The sequence below is a fragment of the Streptomyces sp. NBC_01288 genome (genome assembly GCF_035982055.1).
Lineage (GTDB): Bacteria > Actinomycetota > Actinomycetes > Streptomycetales > Streptomycetaceae > Streptomyces.
This window is the reverse complement of the sequence record NZ_CP108427.1, coordinates 2,378,562-2,390,586: the sequence shown is the minus strand read 5'-3', so window position 1 is coordinate 2,390,586 and position 12,025 is coordinate 2,378,562. Positions and strand designations below refer to the sequence as shown.

At 71.9% G+C, this 12,025-nt stretch carries 10 protein-coding genes; 9 read left to right on the top strand and 1 reads right to left on the bottom strand.

The features are described from left to right. Positions 1–2,234 precede the first annotated feature (2,234 nt). From OG194_RS10410 to OG194_RS10375, 8 genes are all read left to right on the top strand, one after another. Positions 2,235–3,068 (top strand): hypothetical protein, encoded by an 834-nt coding sequence (locus tag OG194_RS10410; protein WP_327400576.1) that lies wholly within the window; start codon positions 2,235–2,237, stop codon positions 3,066–3,068. A gap of 80 nt (positions 3,069–3,148) precedes the next feature. Then, positions 3,149–3,571, top strand: coding sequence for a phage tail protein (locus OG194_RS10405; RefSeq protein ID WP_200691099.1), 423 nt, complete (start codon positions 3,149–3,151; stop codon positions 3,569–3,571). A 31-nt stretch (positions 3,572–3,602) separates the two neighbouring features. Further along, positions 3,603–4,325, top strand: coding sequence for a CIS tube protein (locus OG194_RS10400; RefSeq protein ID WP_327400575.1), 723 nt, complete (start codon positions 3,603–3,605; stop codon positions 4,323–4,325). After that, positions 4,325–6,232: a VgrG-related protein gene (locus OG194_RS10395; protein ID WP_327400574.1), complete on the top strand. Its 1,908-nt coding sequence runs from the start codon at positions 4,325–4,327 to the stop codon at positions 6,230–6,232. The genes OG194_RS10400 and OG194_RS10395 overlap by 1 nt, the downstream gene beginning before the upstream one ends. Before the next feature lie 37 nt (positions 6,233–6,269). Continuing rightward, positions 6,270–6,713: a GPW/gp25 family protein gene (locus tag OG194_RS10390; protein ID WP_019062855.1), complete on the top strand. Its 444-nt coding sequence runs from the start codon at positions 6,270–6,272 to the stop codon at positions 6,711–6,713. Between the two features lie 3 nt (positions 6,714–6,716). Beyond that, positions 6,717–8,675, top strand: a complete 1,959-nt coding sequence (locus OG194_RS10385) for a putative baseplate assembly protein (protein ID WP_327400573.1) — start codon at positions 6,717–6,719, stop codon at positions 8,673–8,675. Positions 8,676–8,706: 31 nt separating this feature from the next. Continuing rightward, positions 8,707–9,273, top strand: a complete 567-nt coding sequence (locus OG194_RS10380) for a phage tail protein (protein WP_327400572.1) — start codon at positions 8,707–8,709, stop codon at positions 9,271–9,273. Continuing rightward, the gene (locus tag OG194_RS10375) at positions 9,270–10,727 is read left to right on the top strand and encodes a zinc ribbon domain-containing protein (RefSeq protein ID WP_327400571.1); all 1,458 of its coding nucleotides are present in this window, start codon (positions 9,270–9,272) and stop codon (positions 10,725–10,727) included. Before OG194_RS10380 ends, OG194_RS10375 begins: the two co-directional genes overlap by 4 nt. Positions 10,728–10,759: 32 nt before the next feature. On the opposite strand, the gene OG194_RS10370 is transcribed toward OG194_RS10375, so the two are convergent. Then, entirely contained in the window at positions 10,760–11,218 is a 459-nt protein-coding gene (locus tag OG194_RS10370) for a cupin domain-containing protein (RefSeq protein ID WP_327400570.1), read from the bottom strand. A gap of 175 nt (positions 11,219–11,393) precedes the next feature. Here OG194_RS10370 and OG194_RS10365 point away from each other — a divergent pair, with 175 nt between their 5' ends. Beyond that, on the top strand, positions 11,394–12,011 hold the full coding sequence (locus tag OG194_RS10365) for a TetR/AcrR family transcriptional regulator (protein WP_327400569.1): 618 nt from the start codon (positions 11,394–11,396) through the stop codon (positions 12,009–12,011). The last annotated feature ends 14 nt before the right edge of the window (positions 12,012–12,025 follow it).

The following is a 12,025-nucleotide window of genomic DNA, read 5'->3' as shown; positions in this document are numbered from 1 at the left end:
CTGCTTCGGCTCCGGTGGCTGGTTCGGTCGGTTCGGTTGGCGCGGTGGGTCCGGCTTCCGGTATTCGGGTGACTGCGGTGTCGGCGTCGGAGCAACTCCGGCCGAGCGCCGGGTCGTTGACGAGGTCGGGTGCGGCTGCGGTGCAGCGGCGGTTGGTTGGTCGGCGGAACTCGGGGGTTGTGGGGGGCGGTTCGGGTGGCGAGTCCGCGTCCGCGTCAACTGGCGGGGGGCGAGGGGAAGGTGAGCCGGGAGGTGACTCGCCTGTTCCGTCTGACCTTCCTGCGGCCGGTGATGTTGTGGGGCAACTCGGCGGTGTTGCAGGCGTAGTTCGTGGTGCGGGGGATGCTCACGGCACGGGCGGGGACGTTGCTGGGCGGGTGGCGGTGCAGCGTGCCGTGGTTTCGGGTGGCGTGGGGGAGACCCGGGACGTTGTTCCGGCGGCTCCGAGTGGGCCGGTGGCCGGCCCGGGTGAGGCGAAACCCGCTGGGCACCGACGACCGGCGACAGGTTCGGGCACACCGCAGACGCCGTTGGCCCACGTCAGTAACGAACCTGTCGGCCCCGGCGCGACCGAGCCCGAAAGTCGTCCCGTCACACGCGGTGGCGCGGCTCCCGTTTCCGGGAACGGGGCGGACAGCGTGCAGCGGGCGGTCGCCACGCCGGGTGCCACGGCCGGTGTTTCGACGGCTCCGAAGTCCGCGATGGTCCCGACGCCGACGCCGACGCCGACGCCGACGCCGACGCCCAACTCCGCTCTGCCGTCAGCCGAGTTGACGTCAGCCCCGCCGGCCGCCCCGGCGCAGCCGGCGACCCCGAACACTGCCCGCGCACCGATGCCCGTACAACGTGCCGCGACTGCTCCCGCCCCGCACGGAGACGGCGTCACCCAGCCCCAAGCTCAGCCCCACACCCCGGCACCCCTCGCGGAGCCGACCGACTCCGCCCGCACCCGGACCGACGATCCAGCTCCCGCTGCTACGCCCCCTCCCGCACCCCAGATAGAACGCAGCGCCGCCCGCCGCCCGCCTCGCATCCCCCTCGGCGCCCCGCTCACCACGCGCCCGAACGAGACACGGCAGCCCTCAACACCCGTACCGCCGATGCCCAGTTCGGCTACCCGCCCCGCGCAGGGCAACATGCCCAACGCCCCTGCCCCGCAAGGTGATTCGCCCACTGTTCCGGCGCCCACGTCCTCGCCGGCAGCAGGTTCGCCGACACCCGCCCCCGACCTTCCGGCTCCCGTGACGCCCACTCCCGCCCGGCGCCGTTCACCCCTCGGCGCTCCGGTCACCGCCACACCCGCGGACGCGAGGCCGCTCAGCGGTTCGCCGTTCTCGCCGGCCGGCGCTGGGCACCGTACGGAACCGGGTTCGACGCCGACAGCGGGACCCGGGCCGACGATCCAACGAAGCGTCGCCTCCAACACGTCCGCACCGCCCCCGGCCACGGCCCTACCCCACCAGCCCGCCGCATACCCGACCACCGCCCATCCGCTTGCCGCACCCCCAACCACCGCGCCCGGGCCGACCGCAGCTCCGGCCAACCCGGCGACACCGGCTCCAGGGCTGACGGTCCAGCGGAGTGTTGCCCCGGGCGGGCTGGTGCCGGCTGCGCAGGCTCCTCCGGTCGCGGGTCCCACATCCGCCGCGTCCCCAATCACCGTAGCCCCGGCTAACCCGGCAGCTCTGGCGGCTCCCGGTCCGGGCTCGACGGTCCAGCGGAGCGTTGCCCTGAGCGAGCCCGTACAGGCCGCGAAGGCATCCTCGGCCACGCCCCCCTCACTCGTCATGCTCCCGACCACCGCAGCCTCGGGCAACCTGGCAGCGGCGGCGACACCGGGTCCGAGGCCGACGCTTCAGCGGAGCGTTGCCCCGAGTGCGCCGGTACCGGCTGCGCAGGCTCCCTCGGCCATGGGCCCCGCACCCGCCGCACCCTCAACCACCGTGCACGGGCCGACCGCAGCCCCGGCCAACCTGGCAGCTCCGGCGACACCGGGTCCGGCGCCGACGATTCAGCGAAGCGTCCCGCCCAGCACGCCGGTACCGGCCTCGCAGGCTCCCTCAGCCACCGCTCCCTCACTCGCCACGCCTACGACCACCGCAGACCCGACGCCCGTAGCCCCGGCCGCGAGCCCGTCTCGGGCCGCGTTTCCGTCCTCGGTCGGTCCCCGGCCCCCGGCGATGACTCCAGCCTCAGCCGTGACGCCGTCTCCAAGCGGGCCTTCGCCCTCGGCCGTGCCCTCAACGCCTGCTCCGCCCAGCCCGACCACTCTCGCCCCGACCGCGCCCGCCCTCACCACCTCCCCGCTCACCCCGCCCCACCCCAATCCCCCAGGGGCGCGGGAAACTGCGCGACCAGCCCCCACGCACCTGCACCCGACAAACAACCCGAACCACCCACCCCCGGCGCAGCGCCCCGCCCCCCCATCGCCCTTCACCCCCGTACAACGTCACCGCCGCACGGCACCCACCAGGCCCGTCACACCCGTAGTACCCGGCACGAGGTCGCCCTCCAGCACCTTCGGAGCACCGGGCACCCCCGTACTGCCCGGCACCCCCACAGTCCTCGGCGCCCCCAACGCCCCTGCCGTACCCGTAGTACCCCTACGCCTCTCCACCCCCGCACCGCACACCCCCCTCCCGGTCTTCACCCCACCCGCACCCGGACCCCTCCCCACCGCATCTCGCTCGCTCGCCCCGATCCCCACGGTCCAACGCAACCCCGCCACCCCCTCCACCCTGAACCAGGCCCGCCCCACCCTCACCAAAACCCCCACCACAGTCGCCGCCCCCGCCTCACCCCCGCCGTACACCCCACCCCCCTCCCAGTCACCCACACCCCCCGACCCGCCACCCCCGTACTCCCCGACCACAACCGCCAACGCCGCAGACCCCCCACCCCCCGCCTACGAGGCAATCCCCGCAGGCCAGTTCGACCCCCGAGACCTGACCGACTTCCAGCTGGACGAACTCGTGCACCGGATCATCGGCCGCATCACCCGCCTCATCCGCACGGAACTCCGCCTCGACCGCGAACGGATCGGCAAACTCCGCGACCCCCGCCGCTGACCGGCACCACGCCGCACCACCCCGCACCACAACGAACCACCCCACCCCCCCGCAGCAACAGAAAGGCAGGCCCACCCCCGATGTCCCGCCTCGACCCGGGCTCCACCATCTGGTTCACCCTCAGCATCGACGGCGAGAGCCTCGGCTACTTCAACGGGTGCGACGGGCTGTCGTCGACGGTGGAGATCGAGCACCGGCAGGAGGGCGGCAACAACGGCTTCGTCTGGCAACTCCCCACCCGTGTCACCTTCTCCACCATCCGGCTGACCCGCCCGCTCACCCCGGACACCGCGAAGGTCGCCAAGTGGATCTCCTCCGTGCAGACCGGGATCAAGCGCCCCACCGGCCAGATCGCGGCGCTGCGCGCGGACGGTTCGGAGGTCGCGCACTGGGGGCTCATCGACGTGCTGCCCGTCAGCTGGCAGGGGCCTTCCCTCGACCCGGCGGGGCCTGCCGTCGCCACCGAGGTCCTGGAGATCGCCCACCACGGATTCACGGACTGAGCGCGGCGGCGGAGGAAGGGAGAGCGAGACCATGGCCACCACCAGCAGGGGCGCCGGCAAGAGCCTTGTCCGGGCCAGCCTTGCGATACACGAGCCACCCGTCGGGGGCAGCACCACCCCCGGCGGGCTCATCAAGACCTTCGCCTTCGACTTCAACCCGGCGCAACTGTCCCTCACCCGCCGCGCCCAGTGGAAGACGACCCCCGCGCAGATCGAACGGGACGGCTCCCTCCCGGAGTTCATGGGTTCGCAGCCGCGCGAGATGGGCGTGGAGATCTTCCTCGACTCCTCCGACGAACCGACCAGCAACTCGGTGCTGAAGAAGGTCGAGTCGCTGCTCGCGTGCTGCGACGTGACCACCAAGTCCATTGCCGCCAAACAGCCTTCACCGCCCTGGGTGGTGTTCCAGTGGGGGTCCTTCTCCACCGCACGGTTCACCGCCTATGTCTCCTCCGTCGAAGCCGCGTACTCGCTCTTCGGGACGACCGGCGTGCCCATCCGCGCCACCTGCCGGCTCCAACTGCACGAGATCCCGAGCAACACCAAGGGCCAGAACCCGACTTCGGGCGCGCTCACCGCGCAGCGCGTCCACCGGGTCGTAGCAGGGGACTCCTTGCAGTCGCTGGCCTGGCGGGAGTACGGCGACTCCGCCGCGTGGCGGGCGATCGCCGAGGCGAACGGGATCGACGACCCGACGCGGCTCGCGAACGGTGTCGAACTCGTGCTGCCCGCCGCCGAGGAGGTGCGTTCCTGATGGTGAAGTCCGCGTTCTCGAACGTCGTCGAGGTGAAGATCGGCGGCGCCAAGATCCCCTCCGAGTACGCCCGTTACCTGGTCGACAGCTATGTCGACCAGGGTGTCGGCGTTCCGGCCGCGTTCCGGCTCACCTTCCGGGACCCGTACCGGCTGATCCTCGGCAAGCTCGGGGTCACCTTCGGCACGAAGGTCGTCATCGCGCCGGTGGCCGACGGGCAGGGCGCCTCCGATCCGCTGCTCACCGGTGAAGTCACGGGACTTGAGGCCGACTACGACGGCACCGGCACCTTCACCGTCGTGCGCGGCTACGACTTCGGGCACCGGCTGCTGCGGCAACGCAGGGTCGCCGCCTACCGCAACCAGAGCGCGTCCGACATCGCCCGCAAACTCGCCGCCCAGGACGGGGTGCCGATCGGGAGGATCACGTCCACGCGGACCGTGTACGAGTTCATCTCCCAGTCCAATGTGACCGATTGGGACTTTCTCGCCCGGCTCGCGGACGAGAACGAGATGGTCATGTCGGTCGACGCGGACGGCAAGTTCCAGTTCGTGGAGCCGAAGCCGTCGTCCGGTGCGCCGTCACCCGAGACCGACGGCGACAAAAGCCCGTTCGTGCTCCAGGCCGGGCACGACATCCTGCGGCTGCGGGCCGCCGTGACCGCCGCCGACCAGGTCGGCACGGTCGAGGCGCGCGGCTGGGACGTCACCACGAAGAAGAAACTCACCGCGACCTCGCCCGGAGCCTCGAACCCGGCCGTCGGAATCGGCACCACCCCGGGTGCGGCGGCGGGCAAGTTCAAGACGGCCAAGCTGGTCGAGACGGGCACGCCGTACGACAAGCAGACCGAGGTGAAGTTCGCGGCCGCCGCCCTCGCCGACGACGTGACGTCCTCCTTCGCCGAGCTGGAGGTCGTCGCCCGCGGAAATCCCAAGCTGCGCCCGGGAGTTCCGGTCGCGCTCGCGGACGTGGGCTCGCCCTTCGAGGGCAAGTACACGGCCACCTCCGTACGGCACGTCTTCGGCGACGGCAAGCACTACGAGACCTGGGTGACGGTCAGCGGACGGCAGTGGCGTTCGCTGTACGGCCTCGCCTCGGGCGGTTCGGAGACCGCGCCCCGGCTGCCCGGTGTCGCCAACGCCCTTGTCACGGACGTGAATGACCCGCTCAAGCAGGGGCGGGTGCGGTTGCAGTTCCCGTGGCTGGACGACACGTACGTCAGCGACTGGACGCGGACCGTGCAGTGGGGTGGGCTCGGCGGTGGCGGGATCTTCCCCATGGACGTCAACGACGAAGTGCTGGTCGCCTTTGACCGGGGGGCACTTGACCATCCGTTCGTGATCGGCGGGCTCTACAACGGCAAGGACAAGCCGACCGTCGTCGGTGACGTTCCGCTGCACGACGCCGTACGGAAGAAGGCGAGCCGGCACACCGTCTCCGACCGGGACGGCAACCGGATGGACCTGCTCAGCCAGAAGACCGGCGGCCGCAAGCAAGGTGTCCGACTGGCCTCCGGGGACAAGCAGTTGACCATCACCCTGGACCGCACGAACACCGAGATCGTCGTGGACAGCAAGGGCGAGGTCACCATCAAGGGCAGCCGCTCGGTGTCGGTCGAGGCGGGCACCGACCTCACCCTCAGCGCCCGGCGCAGTCTCACGATCAAGAGCGGCGGGCCGCTGAACATCGAGGGGCGCGGGCTGGTCAACGTCAAGTCGACCGCCGGGGCTATCACGTTGGACGCGATGGGCGCCCTCAACATGAAGGCGCTCGGCAACGCGATGCTCACCGGCGGCGCGAGCGTGCAGATCAACTCCATCGCCAACGTGGGCATTCGGGCCGTCACCGTGCCGATCATGGGCGTGGTGACCCTCAACGGCCTTGTCCCGATGGTGATTCCGGCATGAGCAGCCCAACGGGCAAGGAACGGGCGGGTGTTGTCTGATGGCCGAACAATTCGTGGGCTCCGGCTGGTCGTTCCCGCTGCGCATCGGGCCGACCGGCGGCATCGCGCTGGTCAGCGGGGAACGCGAGGTCGAGGAGGCGATCCGGCTCGTCCTGTCGACGGCGCCGGGCGAGCGTCCGATGCGGCCCGACTTCGGCTGCGCGATCCACGACCTGGTGTTCGCACCGGTCAACGAGCAGACCGCGGGCCGGATCCAGCACGAGGTGCACGTCAGCCTCGACCGCTGGGAGCCGCGCATCGAGGTCGACGACGTCGAGGTCACCGCGGGCACCGAGCAGAGCGTGCTGTACATCGACGTCCGCTACTCGATCCGCGGCACCAACAACCCGCGCAGCCTCGTCTTCCCCTTCTACGTCATCCCGTCCCACGACGAGCCGGACACCTCCGGTACGCCCGGCACGGCTGCTGAAAGCGACAACTGACCGATGGCCCTGCCCTCCCCGAACCTCGACGACCGCCGCTTCCAGCAGTTCGTCGACGACGCCAAGCGCTACATCCAGCAGCGCGCCCCGGAGTGGACCGACCACAACGTCTCCGACCCCGGCGTCACCCTCGTCGAGACGGTCGCGCACATGGCCGACCAGATCGTCTACCGCCTCAACCGGGTACCGGACAAGAACCACTTGGCGTTTCTCGACCTGGTCGGCATCACGCTCTTCCCGCCGTCCGCGGCCCGCACCGACGTCACGTTCTGGCTGTCCGCGCCCCAGGAGGAAGCGGTCCAGGTGCCGCTCGGCACCGAGGTCGCGACCATGCGGACGGAGGGCGAGGAGGCGGTGGTCTTCGCCACCGAGCGCGAACTCGCCGTCGTACCCAGCGCGTTGAGGCATCTGGTCGTGCAGCACCGGGGCAAGCAGGTCGTCGACCGCACCCACGACCTCGCCGAGGGCAACCACGTCATGTGCTTCGCCGAGTCGCCCGACCCCGGCGACTCCATGCTGTTCGGCCTGACCGCTGCCGTCCCGCACTGCGCCCTCGCCCTCGAACTCGACAGCCGCGTCGACGGAGTCGGCGTCGACCCGCGCCAACCGCCCCTGGTGTGGGAGGCGTGGACCGCCGACGGTTGGCAGCTCTGCGAGGTGGACCGTGACGGCACCGGCGGCCTCAACCGCCCCGGCGCGGTCGTCCTGCACGTCCCCGCCGGCCACACCCTGTCCCGCAACGGCGGCCAGGAAGCGGGCTGGTTGCGCTGCCGCGTCACCGAACCCCACTCCGACCAGCCCTTCTACACCACCTCGCCGACCGTCCGCTCCGCCGAGGCCTTCACCATCGGCGGCACCACCACCGTCGTCCACGCCGACACCGTCTACGACGAGGCCCTCGGCGAGTCCACCGGCCTGCCCGGCCAACGGCTGCGGCTCTCCCACACACCGGTCGTCGGGGACGCCGTACCGCTGCTCCTCCAGACCGCCGAGCACGACGGCTGGACGGACTGGCAGGTCGTCCCGCACTTCGCCGCCTCCGGCCCCGACGACCGCCACATCACCCTCGACGCGGCCACCGGCGAACTCGCCTTCGGACCCGCCGTCCGCGAACCCGACGGCTCCCTGCGCCAGTACGGCGGGGTCGCCCCCAAGGGCTCGGTGATCCGCGCCCGCCGCTACCGCACCGGCGGCGGCCGGTCCGGCAACGTGGCACGCGGCGCGGTCCAGATCCTGCGCAGCTCCATCCCGTACGTCTCCGAGGTCGTCAACCGCGAGGCCGCGCGCGGGGGAGTCGACGGCGAGACCGTCCAGGAGGCCAAGACCCGCGCCCCGATCACCCTGCGCGCCCAGGAGCGGGCTGTCACTCTCCGGGACTACGAGGAACTGTCCCGCAGGGCCGCCCCCGAGACCGCGCGCATCACCTGCCTGGAGGGCGACGAGGAGGAGCACGGGGCGTACGCGGTAAGGGTGTTGGTGGTCCCGCAGGCAGTGCCCGACCCGGGCGGACGACTCCGCTTCGAGCAACTGGTCCCCGGGGACGCCCTGTTGGACCGCATCACCCGGCATCTCGACGAACGGCGGCTGATCGGGACCCGGTTGGCGGTCGGGCCGCCCTTCTACCAGGGCGTCACCGTCGTCGCCACGGTCCACGCCTTCCGGGGCGTCGACACCGACCGGGTGCGCCGTCAGGCCCATGACGCCCTCTACCGTCACCTCGACCCGCTCACCGGTGGATCGGACGGAAAGGGCTGGCCGTTCGGGCGTCCGGTGCAGTCCGGGGAGGTCTTCGCGGTGCTCCAGCGGGTGCCCGGCGTCGAGTTGGTCGACGAGGTCGTCCTGCACCCCGCCGACCCGCTCACCGGCAAGCGCGGCGACCCGACCGACCGCATCGACCTGGAGCGGCCGTCGCTGGTTTTCTCCTTCGACCACCGCGTCCGCGTGATCGGAGACGGCGCGTGAAATCCGTCAACTGCCCATGGGGAGGCGTGCGTTGAGAGGGTCAGTTGACGGCCTCGGCTCGTCCGCGCCGATCGGCGCCATGCTGCCCGCCGTGTTCGCGGACGACGACCTCGCTCAGCGGTTCGTCGCCGGGCTCGACGAGGTCGTAGCGCCGATCCTGAATGTGCTGGACTGCCTCGACACGTACTTCAGGCCGTCGCTCGCACCGCTGGATTTCGTTCAGTGGCTGGGGAGTTGGGTCGGTGCCGAGACCGACGGCAGCGAACCGGAGGAGCGGCTGCGGGCCGCCGTCGCCGCCGCGACATACCTGCACCGTATCCGCGGCACCCGGCGCGGACTGGCCGAGGCCGTGCGGCTCGCCTTCGGTGCCGAACCGGAGATCACCGAGAGCGGGGCCGCCGACTGGGACGCCCGCCCGCTCGGCCCGGTACCCGGCGAACGCAGCCCGCGCCTGCACGTCCACCTGCGACTGCCCGCGCCGACCACCCTGGACACCCACCGCCTCGACGCCCTCGTGGCCGCCGCCCGCCCCGCCCACATGCCGTACACGGTCCAGGTGACCGCCACCGTGCTCGCCGAAAGGAACCCCGAGAGATGACGACCACCCAGAGCTGCGCCGAATGCGGAACCCGCGCGGAACCGGGCCAGTCGTTCTGCGACGCCTGCGGCGCCGTCCTCAGCTGGACGGACCGCGCGGGCGCCCGCACCGGGGCCCCGGCCGAACGCGCCCAGGGCGCTGGGGAAGCCCCGGCCGCCAGTGGTGACCCTCGCTGGGACGCCCTCTCCCAGTCCGACAACCAGCGTCCCGCACAAGGGAGTTCGGGCGCGGACGACCCCGCCGCCCGACTCGACGCCCTGTCCCTGCGCCTGGACGCCCTGGCCGCCGGCGGCTCCTACGACGCGGTCGGCGCGGGCGCCCGCCAGGAGCCGGCGAGCGGCGAGGCGTCCGGCGGTTCTACGACTCCTCAGGCATCCGGTGCCGCTACGAATCGCCCCGCGCCCCACCCGGCGCCCGCCCCGACCCCCGCGCCTGACGCGCCGTACGGTCACCACCACGACGGCACCACCGCCCGCACCCCCTCCACGACCGACACCGCCCCCACCGAACCGGTCCCCGCCACCTCCCCGGAACCGGAACCGCGACCGGAACCGGAAGCCGAGGCCGAGCGCGCCCGGCGCCTGCTCGTCCCGGTCTCCGACCCGGAGCCCCGCCAGGCGCCGTCCGTGGCCCCGGTCCTGCCCGGCCGCCCGGTCGCCGCGCGCCCGCAGGCCGTACGGGCACCCGGCGTCGAACCCGGTGCCGCCGGCGGGGTGCCCTGCCCCTGGTGCGCCACGGCCAACCGGCCCGACCGGCACTACTGCGCCCGCTGTGCGATGCCCATGGCCGGAGAGGAGCGCGCCGCCGGCCAACTCCCGTGGTGGCGACGGCTGTTCGCGTTCCGGAACGGGGAGATCCCGTGGGCGGGCGACCGGCCCCGGCTGCGTCGTACCTTCGACCGGGTGCTGACCTGGGTGGGCGCGGCGGTGGTGCTGACCCTGCTGATCGTGCTGGCCGTCAACATCCCGCGCGGCGTCGACGCGACCAAGGACCACTTCGCCAAGCGGGCCCCCGTCTACCCGGACCGCGTCACCGCCTCCCGTTCCTACCCGGGCCATAAGCCGGACCTGGCCTTCGACCGGCTGAACAACACCTGGTGGGGGCCCGGGGTGACCCAGTCGGGCAAGGGGCAGTGGCTGGAGGCGAAGTTCGACGAGCCGACCCGGCTGCTGGACCTGATGATCACCCCGGGTGTCTCCACCCGTCCCGACCAGCTCAGCCAGTCGGCGCTCCCGCACCGGATCGAGGCGGAGATCACCACGGCCAAGGGCAAGACGATCACCCGGCAGATCACCCTGGACCAGGGCGCGGGAGCCCAGCGCCGTTCCTTCCGGGTCGGCACGGTCACGTCGGTCCGCTTCACCGTCGAGTCCGCCTACGGAGCCACCGGGGGCAAGCAAGTGGCCATCGCCGAGATCGAGTTCTTCGGCCCGTCGAACTCGGGCGGTTCCTGACGGACGGTCCGTGAGGCGGCGACCGAGGGGCCTCAGGCGTAGTCGGTCGCGGGGACCGTGCCGTAGCGGCTCATCGTCTCGATCGTCGACTCGGTGTTGAACTCCCGGCCGCCGGCGATCATGTCCCGCAGGTCGCGGAAGTACTGCACGAACAGGTCGGGCGTGAAGGTGTTGACCATCACCGCGGGCTCGTCACCGGGGTTGGCGAAGGTGTGCGGGGCGCCGGGCGGGATCATCGCGAGGGTGCCCGCCGGGGCGACGTGCACGGTCTCGCCGATGGTGAAGTGCACGGTGCCGGAGACGACGTAGAAGCCCTCGTCGTGCTGGGCGTGGCGGTGCTGCGGCGGGCCCTGGGTGTGCGGGGCGAGGGTGATCTCACCGATGCCGAGACGGTGGCCGGTGGTGCTGCCGTCCTCCAGGATGCGCATCGTGACCGGGCCCAGCTGGATCGACTCGCCGTCGTCCGGACCGACCACGGAAACCTCGTTCATCGCCGACTCCCTTGTGTGTGGCGCCAGTTGAGCGCTCGCTGCGCTGTGGCGCGCCCTCAGAACAGTAGGCGGGCATCTCTCGTTATGCAAGCATACTCTCACAATGAGAGCTTGTCGTGATAACGTGAGGGAGACGGACGGCAACGACGAGCGAATACGGGGAAGTGACGCACCGATGGCGACAGCACAGACGGACACGGGCCGCAGCAACCAGAAGAAGCGCACCCGTACGGCGATCGTCGAAGCGGCGCGCGGACTGATCGGCACGGGCAGCGAGGTGACCATGCCCGAGGTCGCCCGCGTCGCCCTGGTCTCCGAGGCCACCGCCTACCGCTACTTCCCCGACCTGCCCTCGCTGATCGGCGAGGCCCTGGCCGGTGTCTGGCCCGACCCCGTCGACGCGCTCGGCCCGGTCGCCGACTCCCGTGATCCGGTCGAACGGATCGCGTTCGCCTGCGAGTTCCTGCTCCGCGGCACCCTCGCCCGGCAGGGCGGGGTGCGCGCGATGATGGCCGCGACCATCGTCCGCCCCGACACGGCCAACATGCGCCCCGGCATCCGCTTCGGCCTCATCGACCACGCCCTCGCCCCCCTGACGGCCACCCTCGGGGAGACCGACCCGGACGCGTTCACCCAGCTCAAGAGGGGCCTCGCGGTGGTCATGGCCGCGGACGCCCTGTTCACCCTCACCGACCAGTGCGGCCTCACCCCCGACGAGGCGATCACCAGCGCCGTAGACACCGCGAAGACCCTGACGGAGGCGGCGGTGCGCGCGGCAGCCGACGGGTCCTAGCGGCTGCCGGCGTG

What these genes read in the sequence shown, in the direction of transcription:
- OG194_RS10405 (WP_200691099.1), top strand. Translation starts at nt 3,149, where the DNA reads ATGTCCCGCCTCGACCCGGGCTCCACCATCTGGTTCACCCTCAGCATC.
- OG194_RS10400 (WP_327400575.1), top strand. Translation starts at nt 3,603, where the DNA reads ATGGCCACCACCAGCAGGGGCGCCGGCAAGAGCCTTGTCCGGGCCAGC.
- OG194_RS10395 (WP_327400574.1), top strand. Translation starts at nt 4,325, where the DNA reads ATGGTGAAGTCCGCGTTCTCGAACGTCGTCGAGGTGAAGATCGGCGGC.
- OG194_RS10390 (WP_019062855.1), top strand. Translation starts at nt 6,270, where the DNA reads ATGGCCGAACAATTCGTGGGCTCCGGCTGGTCGTTCCCGCTGCGCATC.
- OG194_RS10385 (WP_327400573.1), top strand. Translation starts at nt 6,717, where the DNA reads ATGGCCCTGCCCTCCCCGAACCTCGACGACCGCCGCTTCCAGCAGTTC.
- OG194_RS10375 (WP_327400571.1), top strand. Translation starts at nt 9,270, where the DNA reads ATGACGACCACCCAGAGCTGCGCCGAATGCGGAACCCGCGCGGAACCG.
- OG194_RS10370 (WP_327400570.1), bottom strand. Translation starts at nt 11,218, where the DNA reads ATGAACGAGGTTTCCGTGGTCGGTCCGGACGACGGCGAGTCGATCCAG.
- OG194_RS10365 (WP_327400569.1), top strand. Translation starts at nt 11,394, where the DNA reads ATGGCGACAGCACAGACGGACACGGGCCGCAGCAACCAGAAGAAGCGC.